Origin of the sequence: Pseudomonas sp. S30_BP2TU TE3576, from assembly GCF_050436025.1 — a bacterium.
Lineage (GTDB): Bacteria > Pseudomonadota > Gammaproteobacteria > Pseudomonadales > Pseudomonadaceae > Aquipseudomonas.
This window is the reverse complement of sequence record NZ_JBNDLK010000001.1, coordinates 4,208,712-4,228,121: the sequence shown is the minus strand read 5'-3', so window position 1 is coordinate 4,228,121 and position 19,410 is coordinate 4,208,712. Positions and strand designations below refer to the sequence as shown.

General features: G+C 60.9%; 15 protein-coding genes, 1 tRNA gene and 2 pseudogenes. 10 read left to right on the top strand and 8 right to left on the bottom strand.

All coding sequences use genetic code 11. The features are described 5' to 3' along the window. Positions 1–145: 145 nt before the first annotated feature. Entirely contained in the window at positions 146–1,363 is a 1,218-nt protein-coding gene (locus ABIA48_RS19310) for an MFS transporter (RefSeq protein WP_429490634.1), read from the bottom strand. 333 nt (positions 1,364–1,696) lie between these two features. Here ABIA48_RS19310 and ABIA48_RS19305 point away from each other — a divergent pair, with 333 nt between their 5' ends. Then, the gene (locus tag ABIA48_RS19305) at positions 1,697–3,754 is read left to right on the top strand and encodes a methyl-accepting chemotaxis protein (RefSeq protein WP_429490632.1); all 2,058 of its coding nucleotides are present in this window, start codon (positions 1,697–1,699) and stop codon (positions 3,752–3,754) included. A 15-nt stretch (positions 3,755–3,769) separates the two neighbouring features. Here ABIA48_RS19305 and ABIA48_RS19300 read toward each other — a convergent pair whose 3' ends face one another. After that, positions 3,770–4,675, bottom strand: a complete 906-nt coding sequence (locus ABIA48_RS19300; RefSeq protein ID WP_429490630.1) for a LysR substrate-binding domain-containing protein — start codon at positions 4,673–4,675, stop codon at positions 3,770–3,772. 226 nt (positions 4,676–4,901) lie between these two features. On the opposite strand from ABIA48_RS19300, the gene ABIA48_RS19295 reads away from it, so the two are divergent. From ABIA48_RS19295 to ABIA48_RS19270, 6 genes are all read left to right on the top strand, one after another. Beyond that, complete coding sequence (locus ABIA48_RS19295; protein WP_429490628.1) at positions 4,902–6,020, top strand: ABC transporter ATP-binding protein; 1,119 nt, start codon at positions 4,902–4,904, stop codon at positions 6,018–6,020. Positions 6,021–6,035: 15 nt separating this feature from the next. Continuing rightward, positions 6,036–6,959 carry an ABC transporter permease gene (locus ABIA48_RS19290; RefSeq protein WP_429490626.1) on the top strand — a complete coding sequence of 308 codons (924 nt, stop codon included), beginning with the start codon at positions 6,036–6,038 and terminating at the stop codon, positions 6,957–6,959. Then, a complete protein-coding gene (locus ABIA48_RS19285; RefSeq protein WP_007981818.1) occupies positions 6,959–7,765 on the top strand; it encodes an ABC transporter permease in 807 nt (268 codons plus the stop codon). Before ABIA48_RS19290 ends, ABIA48_RS19285 begins: the two co-directional genes overlap by 1 nt. Positions 7,766–7,792: 27 nt before the next feature. Then, positions 7,793–8,839, top strand: a complete 1,047-nt coding sequence (locus tag ABIA48_RS19280) for an extracellular solute-binding protein (protein ID WP_429490624.1) — start codon at positions 7,793–7,795, stop codon at positions 8,837–8,839. Between the two features lie 62 nt (positions 8,840–8,901). Next, positions 8,902–10,356, top strand: a complete 1,455-nt coding sequence (locus tag ABIA48_RS19275; RefSeq protein ID WP_429490622.1) for an amidase — start codon at positions 8,902–8,904, stop codon at positions 10,354–10,356. An 87-nt stretch (positions 10,357–10,443) separates the two neighbouring features. Beyond that, a tRNA-Met gene (locus tag ABIA48_RS19270) sits at positions 10,444–10,520 on the top strand. A 110-nt stretch (positions 10,521–10,630) separates the two neighbouring features. Here ABIA48_RS19270 and ABIA48_RS19265 read toward each other — a convergent pair. Next, positions 10,631–11,740 carry a DUF2817 domain-containing protein gene (locus ABIA48_RS19265; protein ID WP_429490620.1) on the bottom strand — a complete coding sequence of 370 codons (1,110 nt, stop codon included), beginning with the start codon at positions 11,738–11,740 and terminating at the stop codon, positions 10,631–10,633. A gap of 166 nt (positions 11,741–11,906) precedes the next feature. On the opposite strand from ABIA48_RS19265, the gene ggt reads away from it, so the two are divergent. From ggt to ABIA48_RS19250, 3 genes are all read left to right on the top strand, one after another. Then, the gene (gene ggt, locus ABIA48_RS19260; protein ID WP_429490618.1) at positions 11,907–13,739 is read left to right on the top strand and encodes a gamma-glutamyltransferase; all 1,833 of its coding nucleotides are present in this window, start codon (positions 11,907–11,909) and stop codon (positions 13,737–13,739) included. Positions 13,740–13,914: 175 nt separating this feature from the next. Then, positions 13,915–14,217: a type II toxin-antitoxin system HigB family toxin gene (locus ABIA48_RS19255; RefSeq protein ID WP_310053881.1), complete on the top strand. Its 303-nt coding sequence runs from the start codon at positions 13,915–13,917 to the stop codon at positions 14,215–14,217. 3 nt (positions 14,218–14,220) lie between these two features. Then, the gene (locus ABIA48_RS19250) at positions 14,221–14,592 is read left to right on the top strand and encodes a helix-turn-helix domain-containing protein (RefSeq protein ID WP_204931949.1); all 372 of its coding nucleotides are present in this window, start codon (positions 14,221–14,223) and stop codon (positions 14,590–14,592) included. A gap of 60 nt (positions 14,593–14,652) precedes the next feature. Here ABIA48_RS19250 and ddlA read toward each other — a convergent pair whose 3' ends face one another. The 5 genes and pseudogenes from ddlA to ABIA48_RS19225 form a co-directional block, all read right to left on the bottom strand. Then, positions 14,653–15,747 carry a D-alanine--D-alanine ligase gene (gene ddlA / locus ABIA48_RS19245; RefSeq protein ID WP_429490617.1) on the bottom strand — a complete coding sequence of 365 codons (1,095 nt, stop codon included), beginning with the start codon at positions 15,745–15,747 and terminating at the stop codon, positions 14,653–14,655. Between the two features lie 47 nt (positions 15,748–15,794). Further along, positions 15,795–16,394: a flavin reductase family protein gene (locus ABIA48_RS19240; protein WP_429490616.1), complete on the bottom strand. Its 600-nt coding sequence runs from the start codon at positions 16,392–16,394 to the stop codon at positions 15,795–15,797. 154 nt (positions 16,395–16,548) lie between these two features. After that, positions 16,549–16,983, bottom strand: a pseudogene (locus ABIA48_RS19235) (methyl-accepting chemotaxis protein); the annotation flags it as partial. A gap of 153 nt (positions 16,984–17,136) precedes the next feature. Then, positions 17,137–17,775: pseudogene (locus ABIA48_RS19230) on the bottom strand (PAS domain-containing protein); the annotation flags it as partial. Between the two features lie 208 nt (positions 17,776–17,983). Further along, positions 17,984–19,297: an MFS transporter gene (locus ABIA48_RS19225; protein ID WP_429490615.1), complete on the bottom strand. Its 1,314-nt coding sequence runs from the start codon at positions 19,295–19,297 to the stop codon at positions 17,984–17,986. Between the last annotated feature and the right edge of the window lie 113 nt (positions 19,298–19,410).

Genomic DNA, 19,410 nt, shown 5'->3' with positions numbered 1-19,410 from the left:
TTTTGTGCCTGAAATTTTTGCCAGATACGCCACCGACCCATTGTGGGAGCGGGCTTGCTCGCGAATGCGATGTGTCATTTGCAGTTGTACTGACTGACACACCCTCTTCGCGAGCAAGCCCGCTCCCACAGGGATTTGTGTTGATTCAGGTCTTTTTGGTTCGCGGCAGGAAGATCGCCAACACCCCGAACAACGGCAGGAACGAACACAGGTAGTACACGTATTCGATGCCGTGAATGTCCGCCAGGTGCCCGAGCAATGCCGCGCCGATACCGCCGAAGCCGAACATCAAACCGAAGAACACCCCGGCGATCATCCCGACATTGCCCGGCACCAGTTCCTGGGCGTACACCACGATGGCCGAAAACGCCGAGGCGAGAATGAAGCCGATGACCACGCTGAGAATGCTGGTCCAGAACAGATCGACATGCGGCAGCAGCAAGGTGAACGGCGCAACGCCGAGAATCGAGAACCAGATCACCGCCTTACGCCCGATCCTGTCGCCGATCGGCCCGCCAAAGAATGTCCCTGCCGCGACTGCGCCGAGAAACAGGAACAGATGCAACTGCGAACTGGCCACCGACAGGTCGAACTTCTCGATCAGGTAGAACGTGAAGTAACTGGTGAGGCTGGACATGTAGAAGTACTTGGAGAACACCAGCAGCCCGAGCACCACCAGGGCACTGATCACCCGCCCCTTGGACAGGCCGTGGGTCGCGGCCTGACCTTGCTTGAGCTTGAACAGGTTCAAGTGGTTGGCGTACCAGCGGCTGATCCGGTAGAGCACGAACAGCGCAAACACCGCGAACAGGCCGAACCACGCCACGTGCCCCTGGCCGTAGGGAATGATGATCGCTGCCGCCAGCAACGGGCCGAATGCCGATCCCGCGTTGCCGCCGACCTGGAAGGTCGATTGCGCCAGCCCGAAGCGCCCGCCCGAAGCCAGGCGCGCCACGCGGGATGCTTCCGGGTGAAAGGTCGAAGAACCGATGCCGATCAAGCCCGCCGCCAGCAGAATCAACGGAAAGCTACCAACCATCGACATCATCAGAATCCCGACCAAGGTGCAGACCGTACCGGCCGGCAACAGCCACGGCTTGGGATGGCGATCGGTGTAGTAACCGACCCACGGCTGCAGCAGCGAGGCCGTCAACTGGAACGTCAGGGTGATCAGGCCGACCTGGGTGAAGCTCAGGCCATAGTTGGCCTTGAGCATCGGGTAGATCGACGGCAGCACCGACTGGATCAAGTCGTTGATCAAGTGCGCCAGCGCCACCGCGCCGATGATGCGCATCACCAGGGGACTGCTTTGGGGCGTAGCGGACGCCGGCACTGAGCCGGTCTGGGCGTTGCTGATAGCCATGGGGTTTTCCGTAAAACAGGTGGGTGCAAACGGGCTGGTGCGTCAATGTGCCATTTTTCGGTGCGACTGCGCCATCCCCTTAGCCAGCTAACGAAATCGATTTCCATCGGGGAAAAGTGATAGCGCAAAGCCATGGTCTGAATCTTGCCTTGCTTATCCGCTTCAACGCGGCCCCCTTACAAAGGGGACCGAGAATGGGAAGTTTCACCACAGAGTCGGCCTACAGAGCAGACAAGGGTGAACTTTCGAGGCCTTTTAAGAGGGCACGAGTCGGGGGTGCAACAACCTTCGACGCACGCCAATGGTGCGTGGTGTCCAGAGGAGTCATGGGGCATGCAGGCTTTTTTATCACCGGGGATCGGACTGCTGGGGCGTTTCGGTTTTGCACGCAAATTCCAGCTGTTGTTTTTGCTGTTTATCCTGCCGTTGGCTGGCAGCCTGTGGATGATCGGCCAGGACTATCGCGACAAACTCAGCCTGATCTCCGGCGAACGTGCCGGGGTGCGGCAACTGCTGGCTCTTGATGCGCTGGATGACCTGCTCGCCGCCCAGCGTGATCGCGCCGCCCGGTGGCGCGCGACAGAAACCAATCGCCAGCCGACACCAGCCACCCTCGCTGCGATGGCCGCCTTCGATGCAGTTCAACCCGCCATCAGCCAGGCCACGTCCGAGCTGGGCAATGCCCTGCAAAAAGAAGGCGCCGAGGGCGAAAGCCTGACGCGTTACCAGGCCCTGCAAACCGCTCTCGATGGCCTCGACTCAAAAAGCCTGAGCAGTGTCGGCTGGTGGCCGGATGGCTACGATCGCTTCACTAACGCCTTGAGTGCCCTGCAAGCCTTGCGCGAGCAAATCGCCATGGACAATCGCCTGACGCTGGCGCCGTGGCTGGAGACTTATTTGCTGACGCAGATTTCCACCCAACACGCGCCGGACCTGATCGAGCGAGTCGGTCGCCTGGCCGCAGTGGGCCAGGCCTCGGTGGTGTCCGGACAGTTCACCCTGCAAAGCCGTCTGCAACTGCGCGACTTGCGCAGCCGCATCGGCGACGCGCGAGAACAGCTTGTGAAAACCGCAGGCTTGCTCGAAGCGCGCTTGCCCAGCGCCCTGCAAACCTGGGCCGGGCAATACCATGACAGCCTCAAGCACCTGGACGCCGGCCTGAAGGTGCTGGATGACGGCGTGTTCGGTGGCAGCATCAACCTCAAGCCGGATGATTTCGAGCGCAGTCTCGACGCCCTGCTCTCCGACCTCGCCTCACTGCGCCAGCAGTCGCTGGTATCGCTGGATCAACGCCTGGATCACTACCACGGCTCGGCGATCCGCCAGTTCATCGTGGTCGCCGCCGTGTTGGGTTGCCTGTTGCTGGCCGCGCTGTATCTGTTCATCTGTTTGCAGGCTTCGATTCGCCGTAGCGCCAGCGGCATCACGGTACTGGCCGAAGCCTTGCGCGACGGCAATCTGAGTGTGCAAGTGCCGGTTCAGGGGCGGGACGAACTGGCGCTGATCAGCACCGCGCTGAACGTCGCCGTGGTGCAACTGCGCACCAGCCTGCAAGGGGTGGATCACGAAACCCTGCAATTGAGCAACGCGGTGCAAGCCCTCAACCATCACTCCAGTGAGGCCTTGGGCGAAGTCGAAGCCCAGCAGTTGCAGATCAGCCAGATTGCCGCGGCAGCGACGCAATTGGCCGCCACCTCACAAGGGGTGGCCCACAGTTGCGAACAGGCGTCCGGTAGCGCCCAGCACACCCGGCGCATTGCCGCCGACAGCAGCCGTGACAGCCAGCGCACCACCGCGAGCATCCAGCAACTCAATCAACGCCTGAACGAGACAGCGGCGGCACTGGGCCGGGTCAGCGAGCAGGGACAGCAGATTCAACTGGTGGTCGACACCATTCGAGGCGTCGCCGAGCAGACCAACCTGCTGGCACTCAATGCCGCCATCGAGGCCGCCCGGGCGGGTGAGCAAGGGCGCGGCTTCGCGGTGGTGGCCGATGAAGTGCGCAGCCTGTCGCAGCGCACGCAATCGTCGACCGCACAGATTGCCGGCACGGTCGACAGCCTCCGAAACACCGTGAATGAGGCCGTCGGCCTGATGGAAGCCGCGTGCAGTCAGGCTGAATCCGATGCACAAGCGGTCACCGGCCTCGGTGAACGACTCGGGGAAATCGCCAATGCGGTGCAGAGTGTCACCGATACCCTGGCGCAAATCGCCACGGCGGTGGAGGAACAGGCCAGTACCGCCGACGAGGTCAGCGGCAATATCCAGCAGGTCGATCAGGCGGCGCTGCGTCTGCTCGAAGGTGCCCGTGCGGTGAACCAGGCAGCGGACACCTTGAGCCACGGCAGCAAGGCCCTCAGCGACAACACCGGGCGCTTCCGTTTGAGTTGAGTCCGGCAGTGCTTCTCAGGCGTGGATGACCGCTTCCGGGAAGTCCTGCTCCAGCTCGGTCTTGAGCCAATCGATAAACCATGCCACGTCCGCCGAGAGCTCGGCGGATGGCGTCAGCACCCGATAGCTTTCCAGCTTCACTTGCGCGTCCACCACCCGCACCAGCTTGCCGCTATTGAGTTCTTCGCGCACCAGCACTTCGTTGGCCAGCGCAATGCCCTGCCCGCTCTCGGCCACCGATAATGCGTGATCATTGTTGACGTAGAGCATGTCCGAATTGAGGTGGATGTCGAGGTCATTGGCGGCGAACCACAGGTTCCACCACTCGCCGTCATCGACATGAATCAGGTTGTGTTGCACCAGGTCCGCGGGGCTGCGGATGGGCGCGACGCCGGCCAGATATTCGGGGGAACAGATCGGAAACACCCGAGGACAAATCAGACTGGTGCGGGAGTGGGCATATTGGCCATCCACCCCGTAGACAATGCCCAGGTCAGCGCTTTTGCCGTCCACTTCGGTGAAGGTTGAATTGGGTTCGATGGCGAACTTCAAACCCGGTCGCAGGTGACGCATGGCCTCGATGCGCGGCATCAGCCAACGCTTGGCGAACCCCGGCACCACCATGATGCGCAGCCAGCGCTCGGCGTGTTTGGGCTGCGCCTCTTTTCCGGCTTCGATGATCAGTTGCAAGGCCGCGGCGATCTTGCGGTGATACTTCTCCCCCGCCACTGTCAGGTTGACCCCGCGAGACGTGCGTTCGAACAATTGGATTCCCAGCCAGTCCTCCAGCAACTTCACATGGCGGCCGATGGCTGGTTGGGTCACGTGCAGGGCTTTGGAGGCTTCGACATAGCTGCCCAACCGGGCAGCGGCATCAAAGGCACGCACCGCATTGAGCGGCGGCAAACGGTGGTCAGGCATGGTTTCCGGGCGCCTTTTGCTGTTAAATTTTTTAACAGCCCCTATGTTAAAATTGAAGTTTCGCCCCCGCAACCCCTCACCGATAATCAATCCACAGCAGAATAAAAAAACAGCTGGTTACAACACTCGAACGCAATCTCGATCCTGCCCAGAAAAATAATATCCATGGTCCGACGGCCCGGCTGTTTACAGCACTCGCGGACGATGGGGGAATCGGAGGTAACGCATGAATGCCCTGCATTCGCTGCAAACACTGGCGGTGTCCATCCGCTCAGTGCGTAAAGTCTACGGTGATCCACGCACCGGTCCGGTGGCACTGAAAAGCATCGACCTGGACATTCGCGACAACGAATTCTTCACCCTTCTCGGCCCTTCGGGCTGCGGCAAGACCACGCTCTTACGGATGATCGCCGGGTTCGAATTTCCCACCGAAGGCGAGATTCTGCTCTACGGCGAAAACATCGCCGACCGCCCGCCCTTCCAGCGTCCGGTCAACACCGTGTTCCAGCATTACGCGCTGTTCCCGCACATGACCATCGCCGAGAACCTGGCCTTCGGTCTTGAATCCCACCCGATGGGCAAAGTCCTGAACAAAACGCAAATGGCCGAACGGGTGCGCGAGATGCTCGCCCTGGTGCAGATGGAACGCTTCGCCAACCGCAAGCCAGCGCAACTCTCCGGCGGCCAGCAACAGCGCGTCGCCCTCGCTCGCGCACTGGCGCCGCATCCCAAAGTCTTGCTGCTCGACGAACCGCTCTCGGCGCTGGACCTCAAGCTGCGCCAGGCCATGCGCGAAGAGCTGAAAACCATCCAGGCGCGAACCGGGATCACCTTCATCTTCGTCACCCACGACCAGGAAGAAGCACTGACCATGTCCGACCGCATCGCCGTGCTGTCCGAAGGCGAAGTGCAACAGGTCGGTCGTCCGCAAGACATCTACGAACGCCCGCGCAATCGCTTTGTCGCCGACTTCATCGGCGAAACCAACTTCATCGAAGGTACGGTCACCCGCATCGAAGACGGCCTGGCCTGGTTCGCCGGCCCCGCCGGTCATCCGCTGCCTGCGCAGCCATGCAGCGATGTGCGCGTCGGTGCCAGCGTCGCATTGTCCGTGCGACCCGAGCGTTTGCATCTGGTGCCAGCCACCACTGAAAACGCTCTGCCGTGCCGGATCGAAGCGCAGATCTACCTCGGCACCGACCTGCAATACCAGGTCAGCCTGAGCGACGGCTCGCGCCTCACCGTGCGCACGCCTAACTGCGTCGACCAAAGCAAGCGCTTCGCCGTCGGCAGCCAGGCCGGTCTGTTGTTCGACCGGGGTAGCGCCAGCGTCCTGCACGATTGAGCACGAGGAATTGCCATGCACGCTTTACCGATTGCCAACACGCTGGAACGTCGGCGGGCCTTCCAGAGTTTTCTCGGGGTCAGCCCGGCGCTGATCGCCATCGGCCTGTTTCTGATCGTGCCGATCCTGATCGTCATCGGTTACTCATTGATGGAGGCCAACCCCTACGGCGGGGTGAACAAAGTGTTCAGCAGCGACGCCTACACCTCGCTGTTGTTCGAGCGGCAACTGGACGACAGCCTGGCCTTCGCCGACTCCTATCTGATCATCGCCTTGCGCTCCATCGGCATCGCCGGGCTGACCACGCTTATCACCCTGTTGATCGGTTTTCCGGTGGCTGTGTGGCTGGCCATGCAACCGGCCCATCGCCGTGGCTTGCTGATCTTCCTGATCACCGTGCCGTTCTGGGCCAACCTGCTGATTCGCACCTACGCCTGGATTCTGCTGCTGCGTAACACCGGGGTGATCAATAACAGCCTGATGGGGCTCGGGGTCATCGACCAGCCGTTGCAACTGCTCTATACCGACGGCGCGGTGCTGCGGCTGGGGCTGGTTTACACCTACGCGCCCTTCGTCGTGCTGCCGATCTACGCCACCCTGGAAAAAATGGACATCCGCCTGCTTGAAGCCGCTCAGGACCTCTACGCCGGCCGTGTGCGCACCCTGCGCAAAGTGGTGTTGCCGATCGCCAAACCGGGAATTCTTGCCGGCGCCATCCTCACGTTCGTGCCTTGCCTGGGCGCGATGATCGCCCCGGAACTGCTCGGTGGCGGCACGCGAATGATGCTCGGCAACCTGATCTTCCGGCAGTTCAGCGATGCGCGTAACTGGCCATTCGGCGCAGCGCTGTCGCTGGTGTTGATGGCGGCGGTGATGTTGGTACTGACGGTCTATGCCCTGCGTGCCGAACGCCAGCGCATCGCCAAAGGAGGTGCGTGATGATCGGCCTGTTCAAACGTAATACGCTGGGTGTGCAGGACTTCCCGGGCTTCGGCGGCTTCAGCTTCCTGTTCTACCTGTACCTCTACGCGCCGATCGTGGTGCTGGTGGTGTTCTCGTTCAACGCCAACCAGTCGGCCACAGTGTGGACCGGGTTCAGCCTCGACTGGTATCGCGCGGCGTTCGCCAACCAGGCCCTGCGCCAGGCGGCCGGCAACAGCCTGTTGATCGCTGTTTGCGCCAGCATGGTCGCCACGGCCATCGCCACCCTCGCCGCCCTCGGCACTTCCCGGGGGGCGAAGTTCAAGGGCCTGCAACTGTCCATGGGCGCGATCATGTTGCCCCTGGTGCTGCCGGAAATCGTGGTCGGCGTCGCTACCCTCGCGCTGTTCTCCACCATCGGTCTGTCCCTGGGCTACGGCAACTTGATCATCGCGCACACGGTGTTCTGTATTCCGTTTGCCTTTCTGCCGATACGGGCACGCCTGAACGACATGGACCTGTCCCTGGAACAAGCCTCGGCCGACCTGTATGCCGGCCCATGGCGGACCTTCCGCAAGGTCACCCTGCCGCTGCTGATGCCGGGGATTTTCTCCGGGCTGATGCTGGCCTTCATCGTGTCGCTGGATAACTTCGTGATCTCGATGATGGTCTCCCAGGCCGGCACCACGACCTTGCCGATCTTCATCTTCGGCCTGTTGCGCATGGGCGTGACACCCGACGTCAACGCCGTCTCAACGCTGATCCTGGGCGTCTCGGTGCTGTTCGTCACGCTCTCTTATCTGCTGGGAAAAAAGAAATCCTGAACCTTCTACGTACTGTGGGGAAATAGCATGAGCAAGTGGATTAAAAGCATCGGCACTTCGTTGTTCCTGACTTTACCGCTGACCATGGCTGGCAGCGCTCAAGCCGCGGAGAAACTCAACGTGGTGAGCTGGAGCGGTTACTTTTCGCCGGAAATTCTCGCCAAATTCCAGAAGCAGACCGGCATCGAAGTCACCGTCGACTCCTACGACTCCAACGAAACCCTGTTGGCCAAATTGAAACAGGGCGGTGCCGGATACGACGTGGCGATCCCGTCGCACCAGTTCATTCCGATCCTGATCAAGGAAAAACTGCTGGAGCGTTTCGATCCGGTCAACGAACCCTACTACGCCGGCGTCGTCGACAACCTGAAAAAACCGACCTGGGACCCGGAAGGCGCCTATTCCGTGCCGTTCATCTGGGGCACCACCAGCGTGGTGCTCGACACCGGGCGCTACAAAGGCCCTGCCGACAGCTACAAAGTGCTTTACGAGCCGCCAGCCGAGCTGCAAGGGCGGATCAACATGTTCGATTCGGTCAGCGATGTAGTGGACATGGCCAGCCTGTACCTGAACATTCCTTTGTGCAGCGAAGACCCGAAACAGATGCAGCAGATTTTGACCCTGCTCAAGGCGCAGAAACCGTTCGTCAAAACCTACAGCTCCAAGGCTGGCTCGATCCGCGAAAACCTCGCCTCGGGTGAAATCGACATGTCGACCTTCTGGGGCGGTTCGTCGATGCGCGCCCGGGAGATGAAGCCGGGCCTGAAGTACCTGTACCCGAAAGAAGGCGTGCTGGCCTGGGTCGACAACATGGTCATCCCGACTGGCAGCAAGAACCCGGCGAACGCCAAGGTCTTCATCGCGTTCCTCAGCCAGCCTGAAAACGCCGCAATGACCCAGAACTTCCTCAAGCACCAGAGCCCAATCAAAGGTGTGGAACCGTTCCTCGACGCCGGACTGAAAGACGCTCCGGAACTGCACATTCCCGAAGGCACCCAGGTGGTGTTCAGCAAGACCTGCGGCGAAGGCGCGATCCGCCTGGCCGACCGTCTCTGGACCAACCTGATGCGTTGATCCCTGCCGCCCCGGCGCACAATGACGGGGCGTTTTTCCAGCCGTCTGAAAGGCCGCTTGCAATGACTTCTAACAACATCAGCGAACTGGTCCTGTTGCAGGCCCATGAACTCGCCGAACGCATCCGCCTGCGCCAGGTTTCCTGCCGGGAAGTGATGCAGACTTATCTTGCCCATATCGAACGCTTCAACCCGCAGGTCAACGCACTGGTGAGCCTGCAAGCGCCGGAAGACCTGCTGGCCCAGGCCGATCAGCGCGACGCCGAACTGGCCCGTGGCGAGTATCGCGGCTGGATGCACGGCCTGCCACACGCGATCAAGGACCTGTCCCTGACCCGCGGTATCCGTACCACCTTCGGCTCGCCGCTGTTCAAGGACTTCATTCCCGAGCGCGACGGCATCATGGTCGAACGGATCAAAGCCGCCGGCGCGATCATCATCGGCAAGAGCAACACGCCGGAATTCGGTCTCGGCTCGCAAAGCTATAACCCGCTGTTTGGCGCCACCGGCTGCGCCTATGACCCGAGCAAAACCGCTGGCGGCAGCAGCGGCGGCGCGGCGGCGGCGCTGGCCATGCACCTGGTGCCGGTGGCCGATGGCAGCGACATGATGGGCTCGCTGCGCAACCCGGCCGCCTTCAACAACATCTTCGGTTTCCGTCCGTCCCAGGGCCGTGTGCCGTTCGATGACAGTGCCGATCTGTTTATCGATCAACTCGGCTACGAAGGACCCATGGCCCGCAGCGTGCGCGATGCGGCGTTGCTGTTGTCGGTGCAGGCCGGGGCCGATGCGCGGGCGCCGCTGTCGATTGCCGAGTCCGGCAGCGCATTTGCGGCGCCGCTGGATCGGGACTTCAAAGGCACCCGTTTGGGCTGGCTCGGCGATTTCAACGGCTACCTGCCAATGGAAAAAGGCATCCTCTCGCTGTGCGAAAAGGCCTTTGGCGATTTCGAAAGCCTGGGTTGCCATATCGAGCCCGTACAGTCCGAATTCGCGCCAGAGAAGCTGTGGAGCAGTTGGCGGACGTTGCGCCACTGGATGGTCGCCGGCTCGTTGGGCGCGGCTTATGCCGACCCGCAAAAACGTGCACTGTTGAAACCGGAAGCCTGCTGGGAAGTGGAGAACGGCCTGAAACTCTCGGCCACCGATGTGTTTGCCGCCTCGGTGACGCGCAGCGACTGGTATCGGGCGATCTCCAGGCTATTCGAACAATACGACTACCTGTTGTTGCCCAGCGCTCAGGTGTTTGCGTTCGATAAGACTCAACCGTGGCCCACCTCCATCGAAGGCGTGACGATGGACACCTATCACCGCTGGATGGAGGTGGTGATTCCCGGCACCTTGTCCGGTTGCCCGGTGGCTAACGTGCAAGTGGGCTTCAACCAGAACGGTCTGCCCATGGGCCTGCAAATCATCGGCAGACACCAGGCCGACTTCGCTGTCCTGCAATTGGCGCACGCCTATGAACAGGCCAGCCGCTGGTTCCAGCGCTGCCCTTCACCACTGCTTGGAAGGTAGATTTTGATAAACGGTTGAAAGCGCAGAGAAATATTTTAGATTTGTGCTTGACGCATCCCCGTTACCGGTGAATAATGCGCGCCACTTGGCTACATAGCTCAGTTGGTTAGAGCATAGCATTCATAATGCTGGGGTCCGGGGTTCAAGTCCCTGTGTAGCCACCAAGTACTAAAAACGGCTTACCGAAAGGTAGGCCGTTTTTTTATGCCTCGAGAAAAGCCCACTGCGGTGTCAGGAAATCCTGCACCGCATGCACTCACCCCGTCACGTCGTATCAGCTACGAACCGTCGGCAATGCGGACAGCGCCCGCTCCCAGATCTGCCACGTCCGTAACCAGACCATCGCCTGCCAATCACTGTCGGCCGGATAGAACTGCTCCAGCAGGTTCAGCTTGATCCCGCGCCCTACTGCATCACTCGGATTGCCGTGCAGATGCAGCCAGTGGTCATCACGCAAATGGCGGTGAACGTCCGGCCCCGGATACGTCCCGCACTCGATGACGAAAGGCATCAAGCGCACCTGCGGCAGCGCATCGATCAACGCCTGCGAGGTGTAGCCGGTGGCCGTCGCCGCCACGCCGGTTTCGCTCACGGTATTGGCGCCGGTTTGCAGGCTGTAGAGCCACGGCCCGTAGATCGCCTGTGCATCTGGCAGTGCCGGATAAGCGGACTCAGTGATGGTCAACAACATCGGATGACCGTATTCACCCGCACCGGTGTGCAAATCGAAACACATTGCAACTTCGGCATGGGCCACGTGCTGTTGCAGGATCCGGTGCAGCGTGCGGTTCGACCAGCTCGGTGCCAGCCCGCCGAAAAACAGACCATCGGGATGAGCATGCTGACCGCCCTCGACAATCGACATCACCGCCGTCCAGCCGTGCTGGCGAATCTGCTCGTCGAGCATGGCATCGGCGCGATCTCGCGCGGGGCCGTGCAACTGCGGGCAGGCATAGATTTCGTGCAAGGCGTTGTAGGCCTGGTTGTCTGGCAGCGGTCGCTGGAAATCCAGGTGATTGCGGTTCAGGTCGATGTTGTCTTCATTGACCCGGCGCAACCACGCCATGCCCCAGGGGTTGATGGCATGGATCATGACCACGGCGACATCCGTTGGCAGGGAACGCTTGCCCAACTCCTGCAGCCATTTGATCTGGCAGCCCGAGCCATAGAAGCCTTCAACCCCGTGAGTGCCGCTCAGCGCAATCAACAGGCGCTTGGCGCCCGGATCACCGAGCACCGCCACATCGGTACTCAGCGATTCGCCGAACGGCCCTGTGAGCGGGTGTGGATATTCCGTCAGCGTTGCGCCTGCCGTGGTCGCGGCGGCCAGGAACTGTTCACGCTGGGTGCGATAGCCGGGTTGCGCTGGAAACTCGGTTTGCATGTCTGCCTCTTGTTGATTTTCTGGCCTGTCTGTTGGCAACGACCCTACAGAAAATCCTGCCATTGATGAAGGACAAAAACGTCGCTGCCGTGGGACCTGGTTTGCGTCCCTCCCGGTCGGCCGATAAAGTCCATTGATCGTAGATCCAATGGACGGAGTACCCCACGTGTTCTCAAACTTCCCTTTACGCCGCTTTCACTTGCCAGCCCTGGTTCTGCTCGCCGGCGCCTTGACCCTGACCGCGTGCAACAACGCTTCAGTGCCGACGCTTCCGCTCGCTCCGGAAAGCGCTTCGGGCTTTCGCACCGACCTGAAAACTCAACATGCCGAGAAATACATGGCCGCGGCGGCCAACCCGCTGGCGGCCGAAGCCGGGCGGGAAATGCTGCGTCGGGGCGGCTCGGCCATCGATGCCGCGATTGCGATGCAAGCGGTGTTGACGCTGGTCGAGCCACAGTCTTCGGGCATCGGTGGCGGCGCCTTGATCGTACTTTGGGATGGTAAAGCCGTGCGCACTTACGACGGCCGTGAAACCGCCCCGGCCGGCGCCACCGAGAAACTTTTCCTGCAAGCCAACGGACAACCGATGGGGTTCACCCAGGCGCAAATCGGTGGTCGCTCGGTGGGTACCCCCGGCGTGCTGCGCGCCCTCGAACTGGCCCATCAAAAACACGGACGCCTGCCTTGGGCGCAGCTATTTGAACCGGCCATCCAGCTCGCCGAACAAGGCTTCGCCATTTCGCCACGCCTGCACCAGTTGATCGCTGCGGATTCGTCCATGTCACGCTCGCCGGAAATGATGGCTTACTTGCGCAATGCCGATGGCAGCCCTAAAGCCGTCGGCACCAGGCTGAAGAACCCGGCACTGGCCGCCGTGTTCCAACGCATCGCCCATGAAGGCCCGGATGCCTTGTACAAAGGCCCGGTCGCCCAAGAGATCGTGACCAAGGTTCAGGGCCACGCCAATCCCGGCAGCTTGTCCGTGAGCGACCTCGCCAACTATCAGGCCAAGGAACGCGCACCACTGTGTACCGACTACAAGCGCTGGCAGGTCTGCGGCATGCCACCGCCGTCGTCGGGCGGCATCGCCGTGGCGCAAATCCTCGGCACGCTGCAGGCCCTGGAGACTCGCGACAAGCGCCTGGCGCTGGCACCGCTGAAACCGCTCAAGACCACGGCACCGGCCGGCATAGAACCCGACCCGCAAGCCGTGCACCTGATCTCCGAAGCCGAACGCCTGGCCTACGCCGACCGCGCTCAATACGTCGCCGATACCGACTTTGTCCCCGTGCCGGTCAAGGGTCTGGTCGATCCGGCTTACCTGGCCAGCCGCGCCGCCCTGGTCGGCGAACGCAGCATGGGCACGGCCAAGCCCGGCACCCCGCCGGGCATCCAGGTGGCCTACGCGCCAGACCGTTCGCCGCTGCGGATTTCCACCTCGCAAGTGGTGGCCGTCGATGACGCAGGTGGCGCCGTGTCGATGACCACCACCATCGAGTCGGCGTTCGGCTCTCACATCATGGTTCAGGGTTTCCTGCTCAACAATGAGATGACCGACTTCTCGTTCATCCCCGAGGAAAACGGGCAGAAAGTCGCCAACCGCGTCGAACCCGGCAAACGCCCGCGCTCATCCATGGCCCCGACCCTGATCTTCGACCGCCAGAGCGGCGAGTTCCTCGCCACCGTCGGCTCCCCCGGCGGCTCGCAAATCATCGAATACGTGGCCAAATCCACCATCGGCCTGCTCGACTGGAACCTCGATGCGCAAGCCGCCATCAACCTGCCCAACTTCGGCAGCCGCAATGGCCCGACCGAACTGGAACAGGGACAATTCAGCCCGACACTGATTCAGGCGCTGAAAGACAAAGGTCACAACGTGAGCGAGATCGACATGACCAGCGGAACCCAGGCGATCGTTCGGGTGAAGGACGCCCAGGGGAAAGCGTCACTCACGGGAGGTGCCGACCCGCGGCGTGAGGGGCAAGCGCTGGGGGATTGAATCGCACGCAGGAATGAGAAAGGGCTTACCGGGTGGTAGGCCCTTTTTATAGGTAAAGAGTCCAGGTCGCCTCACTCATGCAGCCTTTTCCTACCCGCAAATAACGGCAGCTTGGTTAGAGTTTCTGCGCCTCCACAGACTTGCATCAGTCCCACAACGGGACTAGGATCATGCCATGAGAATCATCGCCATCAATCAACTGAAGCAATTTTGGGAGAGATACCCGAGCGCGGAGCAACCCTTATTGGCCTGGATTGATGAGGTAAGAAATGCAGTCTGGAAAGCGCCTGCTGACATAAAGCTGCACTTCGCTACAGCCAGTATCCTCAAAAGTCGCAGAGTCGTGTTCAACATCAAGGGTAACGACTTCAGGCTGGTAGTCGCCGTGGCTTATCGCTTCGGTGCCGTGTACATAAAATTCGTCGGCACTCACAAGCAGTACGACACGGTCGACGCCGATAACGTCGAAATGGAGTAACCCATGAACATTCGCCCGATTCACACCGAAGAGGATTACCGCGCCGCCCTCAAGAGTGTGTCTGCATTGTTTGATAATGAACCAGAGATTGGCACTCCCGAGGGAGATTACTTTGACATCATGATTACGCTGATCGAATCGTATGAGTCGAAGCACTTCCCGGTCGACTTACCCAATCCGATCGATGCCATCAAGTTCCGTATGGAGCAGTCCGGCCTTTCCGCCGCCGATCTTGCACCCGCTATCGGTCGCACAAATCGTGTTTATGAAGTACTCAATGGCAAGCGAGCGTTGACGCTTCCAATGATCTGGAAACTGCACGAGCTATTCGGGATACCCGCGCAGAGCCTGATCAAACCGGTTAAGCCCGTTTGATCAGCGTCAGCCGCTCTTGCAATCACGCCTACAGACAAGACCCTCGACGCAGCACTCCGCTCACCGACTGATCTTCAACCCCCGCCGAACCTGGTGCTTTTCCAGCGCCAGCTCGATCAATCGCGTCACCAGTTCGCTGTAGGTCATGCCGGTGGCCTGCCACAGTTTCGGGTACATGCTGATGCGGGTGAAGCCGGGCAGCGAATTGATTTCGTTGATCAGCACTTCGCCGCTGTCGGTCAGGAACACATCGACGCGGGCCAGTCCGGAGCAACCCAGCACCTGAAATGCCTCGACGGCCAGGGCGCGAATGCGTTCGCTGGCCTCGACGCTGATATTGGCCGGCACCACCACTTCAGCGGCTGTGTCGTCGATGTATTTGCTGTCGTAGGAATAGAACCCGCTGTGCACCACGATCTCGCCGCAGCCACTGGCGACGGCCTCTTCATTGCCGAGAACCGCGCATTCGATCTCGCGGCCGCTGACGGCAGATTCGATCAACACCTTGGTATCGAAACTCAAGGCCAGTTCCACCGCCGAGGCGTATTCGGCCTCGTCGGTAACCTTGCTCACGCCCACGGAAGAGCCCTGATTCGCCGGTTTGACGAACAGCGGCAAACCGAGCCGGGACTGAACCTCGGCAAACCCGGTGCGCGCCGCCGTGGCGCGGGTCAATGTCACGAACGGCGTCACGGCCAGGCCGGCATCGCGCAGCAGGCGCTTGCTGATGTCCTTGTCCATGCAGACAGCCGAACCGAGCACATCGGAGCCGACAAACGGCAGATCGGCCATGCGCAGCAAACCCTGCAGGCAACCGTCTTCACCGAGAGTGCCGTGGACAATCGGGAAGATCACATCGACATGGCCGAGCAACTCCTGGCCGGAAGTTTCCACCAGTTGCTGGCTGGCTTTACCCGGTACGACAGCCAGTTCGCGATTGGACTGATTGAGGGCGATCAGCGCCGGGTTTTCCTGATTCAGCAAAAAGTTGGAAGGGTCGTTGAGGTGCCAGTGGCCTTGTTTGTCGATGCCGATCAGCACCGGTTCGAAGCGTGAACGATCGAGGGCGTCGACAATATTCTTCGCCGACTGCAACGATACTTCGTGCTCTGCCGAACGCCCGCCAAAGATTATCCCTACACGCAGTTTTCTCATCGCCTGGCCTCTTGGTGAGTGTGCTTACCGCTTGAATAGTCGAAACCTTACGGCTGCAAGGTCTTGCCGTCCACCGGCTCACCAATGGTCAGGAAGTGCCCGCCCGCCACGTGGTGCAAGGTGCGCAAGGCATCTTGCCCTTCAAAGTGCCAGCGGCCTTCGCTGAACACGCGCTCGTCGGCCTGGGCGGCAATCACTTCGGCCAGGAACAGATCGTATTGCTGGTGGTTGTTCGGCTCCGGCAACAGGCGACATTCCAGCCAGGCCACGCAGCCTTCGAGCATCGGCGCATCGACCGATTCACCGGTGAAGGTCTGCAAGTCGTAGGTCGAAAACTTGTCGCGCCCCTGATCCTGGGTCAACTCCAGGCCGGAGGTCGAACCGACGGTCTGCACAATGTCGGCCTGGGCAGCGCAAGGAACGTTCAACACAAACGTGCCCGAGGCTTCCAGCAACTGGCGAGTCCAGGTGGACTTGTCGAGCACCACGGCAATTTTCGGTGGTTCGAAATCCAGCGGCATGGCCCAGGCTGCCGCCATGATATTGCGCTGGCCACCGTGGGCGGCGCTGACCAGCACGGTCGGGCCATGATTGAGCAGACGATAAGCCTTGGACAAGGGAACCGGACGGCGGTGGGAAACGCTCATGGAAGTCTGCTCCAGGGGAAAAGAGCCGATTGTAGCGCCCACGTAACCCTGTGGGAGCGGGCTTGCTCGCGAAGGCGTCAGTTCAGTCACAGTTGCGTTGAATGACACACCGCTTTCGCGAGCAAGCCCGCTCCCACCAAGAGCTGATCGCAGGTCAGTTAGTCAGTTGATTGGCAAACTGCCCCACCGCATTGACCACTTTCTGCGCGCCGTCCTGGATCTCGACAATCACCGTACCCGCTTCCGCCGCAAGCGCCAGGCCCTGTTCGGCCTGAAGCTTGCCATCGGCCATCAGCGCCACGGCATTGCGCGCCATGTCCTGGTTTTGCCGCACCACGAGGACGATTTCGTCGGTAGCCTGGCTGGTGCGCGAAGCCAGTTGCCGGACTTCATCCGCCACCACGGCGAACCCCCGCCCCTGCTCGCCCGCACGCGCCGCTTCGATGGCCGCATTGAGCGCCAGCAGGTTGGTCTGCTCGGCAATGCCGCTGATGGTTTTGACGATGGTACCGATCACCAGCGACTGCTCGTTCAGGGCTTCGATGCCATCGCCGGCGGTTTGCATATGTTTGGCCAGATCACGCATCACGTCCACGGCCTGGGTCACCACGGCATTACCGCGCTGGGCGCTTCGGTCGGTTTGTTGCGAGGTGCCGTAGGCGATGTTGGCGGCCTCGGCGACGGCTTGTTCCTGATTGACCTGATCGGTAATCACCGTGGCGAACTTCACCACCTTGTAGAGATTATTGTTGGCATCGGCCACCGGGTTGTAGGACGCCTCCAGCCAGACCGTCCGACCATGGCTGTCGACACGTTTGAAACGGTCGGCCACGTACTCGCCCGTGTTCAGGCGGCGCCAGAAGTTCTGGTACTCGGCACTGTTGTATTCCTCCGGCAGGCAGAAGCTACGGTGATGCTTGCCCTTGATCTGCGCCAGGCTGTAGCCCATACCGTTGAGGAAGCGGTCGTTGGCGGTCAGCACGTTGCCGTTGAGGTCGAATTCGATCACCGCCGTGGAGCGAACCAGCGCACCGATCAGGTTCTCGTGTTCGCGGGAGGTCTCGATGGTGCGGGTCAGGTCGCTGGAGAAAATCGAAAATTGCTTGATCCGCCCATCCGCCGAGCGCACCGGTTGCAGGATCGAGCGCAACCACGCTTCCTGACCCGTGCCGCGCAACAGGCGCACCGCACCGGCGAAGTGCTCGCCACGGGTCAGCGCGTTCTTGAAACGCAGCTGGAATTCGTCGGATTTGACGTGATCCGGGACGAAGTCGTCGATGTGTCGGCCAATCAGGTCGGCGCTCTTGTAATGCATTTCGCCAAGGAAGTTCTGATTGACCGACTGAACCCGTCCATCGCTGTCGAGGGTCAGCACCAGCATCTCGCTTTCCAGACTGTCCTTCACTTGCTGGAGGCTGGAGAGTTCTTCACGAAGAGCCGACAGCTCCTGCTTCAAGCGTTTATTGAACATGGGAAAGCACCGATGGACTGGGGTAGAAAGCGATATGCAGCCTAACCATCGGCCTTGGAAACATTTTCTTAAGCGTGCTTCAGGCTTGTCCTACAAAAAATATTTCCAAGTCGCACAATCAATGCGCGCTCGCGGCAGAACAGCCTGCGATTCTCGGCATCCGCGTACCGAAATACGCCGCACTGCCCACGCCCACTGCTCCCATCACTGCACTGAACATCACACAGATCCATGGACTCCACGGCATCAGGCCGATCAACAACAACGGCGTGACACTTGCCCACGCCGCGTAGGCAATGTTGTAGGTGAACGAGATGCCCGAGACGCGAATCCGCGCCGGGAACAGGCTGACCATCACCGATGGCACCGCGCCGACCACCCCGCAGGCCAGCCCCGCCACGGCGTAGGCCAGACCGATCCAGTCGCCGCCCATGATCAGGCAGGCATACAGCGTACCGATGCCCAGCGGCAGCAGCAGGCTATAGAGCATCACCGTGCGCCAGGCACCGATGCGGTCGACCAGCAGCCCGGCGAGCACGCAGCCGATATTCAAGAACACGATGCCCAGTGCGCTCAAGGCGAAGGTACGGCTGGCGGTCATGCCAAAGGTCTTCTGCATCATGGTCGGGGTGATGACCACGAACACCACCACCGCCGAGGTCAGTACACAGGTGAGAATCATCGCCGGCAAAATGGCCAGGCGATGCTCGCGCAAGACTGTGCGCAGCGGCAGTTCGGCGGCTGCCTCGCGTTGCGCCTGCATGGCCGTGAACACCGGGGTTTCGCTGAGCCAGCGACGCAGCCAGACGCCAATCACGCCAAACACGCCGCCCAGCAGAAACGGGTAACGCCAGGCGTAATCGAGAATTTCCGCTGCAGTGAATGCCTGCGCCAGGAAGGTTGCGGTCAATGCACCGATCAAATAGCCGAAGGTCAGCCCCGCCTGCAGGAAACCCAGGGCATAGCCGCGATGGGCGACGGGCGCGTGCTCGGCGACGAATACCCAGGCACTCGGCACTTCGCCACCCACCGCCGCGCCCTGGAGGATGCGCAGAGCCAACAGCAGCAACGGTGCGAAATATCCGATTTGCGCGTAGGTCGGCATGATCCCGATCAGCAGGCACGGCAACGCCATCATCAGGATGCTCAGGCTGAAGACTTTCTTGCGCCCCAGACGATCGGCGAAGTGCGCCATCAGGATGCCGCCCAACGGTCGCGCCAGATAACCGGTGACGAAAATCCCGAAGCTTTGCAGCAGGCGCAGCCACTCGGGCATTTCCGGCGGGAAGAACAACTGGCTGAGGGTCAGGGCGAAAAACACGAAAATGATGAAGTCGTAGATTTCCAGCGCCCCGCCGAGGGCGGCGAGCCCAAGGGTCTTGTAGTCCGAGCGGCTGAACGGCGCCGGGCGCGAATCGGTGTTGGCAGTCATGTAAAGAACTCTGGCACAGGCAAAAACCAAGGCGCCCATGGTCTACGCAAACGCGCTGGCGAACAACCCGTTAGACCAAAGTCCCATAGCCACAAAACAGCCCCGCAAAAATC

Bases quoted from the DNA above. Each gene is read 5' to 3' on its own strand.
- ABIA48_RS19265 (WP_429490620.1), bottom strand. From the start codon at position 11,740: ATGCAAACCGAGTTTCCAGCGCAACCCGGCTATCGCACCCAGCGTGAA.
- ABIA48_RS19290 (WP_429490626.1), top strand. From the start codon at position 6,036: ATGCACGCTTTACCGATTGCCAACACGCTGGAACGTCGGCGGGCCTTC.
- ABIA48_RS19300 (WP_429490630.1), bottom strand. From the start codon at position 4,675: ATGCCTGACCACCGTTTGCCGCCGCTCAATGCGGTGCGTGCCTTTGAT.
- ABIA48_RS19250 (WP_204931949.1), top strand. From the start codon at position 14,221: ATGAACATTCGCCCGATTCACACCGAAGAGGATTACCGCGCCGCCCTC.
- ddlA (WP_429490617.1), bottom strand. From the start codon at position 15,747: ATGAGAAAACTGCGTGTAGGGATAATCTTTGGCGGGCGTTCGGCAGAG.
- ABIA48_RS19310 (WP_429490634.1), bottom strand. From the start codon at position 1,363: ATGGCTATCAGCAACGCCCAGACCGGCTCAGTGCCGGCGTCCGCTACG.
- ABIA48_RS19280 (WP_429490624.1), top strand. From the start codon at position 7,793: ATGAGCAAGTGGATTAAAAGCATCGGCACTTCGTTGTTCCTGACTTTA.
- ABIA48_RS19240 (WP_429490616.1), bottom strand. From the start codon at position 16,394: ATGAGCGTTTCCCACCGCCGTCCGGTTCCCTTGTCCAAGGCTTATCGT.
- ABIA48_RS19295 (WP_429490628.1), top strand. From the start codon at position 4,902: ATGAATGCCCTGCATTCGCTGCAAACACTGGCGGTGTCCATCCGCTCA.
- ABIA48_RS19275 (WP_429490622.1), top strand. From the start codon at position 8,902: ATGACTTCTAACAACATCAGCGAACTGGTCCTGTTGCAGGCCCATGAA.
- ABIA48_RS19225 (WP_429490615.1), bottom strand. From the start codon at position 19,297: ATGACTGCCAACACCGATTCGCGCCCGGCGCCGTTCAGCCGCTCGGAC.
- ABIA48_RS19305 (WP_429490632.1), top strand. From the start codon at position 1,697: ATGCAGGCTTTTTTATCACCGGGGATCGGACTGCTGGGGCGTTTCGGT.
- ABIA48_RS19285 (WP_007981818.1), top strand. From the start codon at position 6,959: ATGATCGGCCTGTTCAAACGTAATACGCTGGGTGTGCAGGACTTCCCG.
- ABIA48_RS19255 (WP_310053881.1), top strand. From the start codon at position 13,915: ATGAGAATCATCGCCATCAATCAACTGAAGCAATTTTGGGAGAGATAC.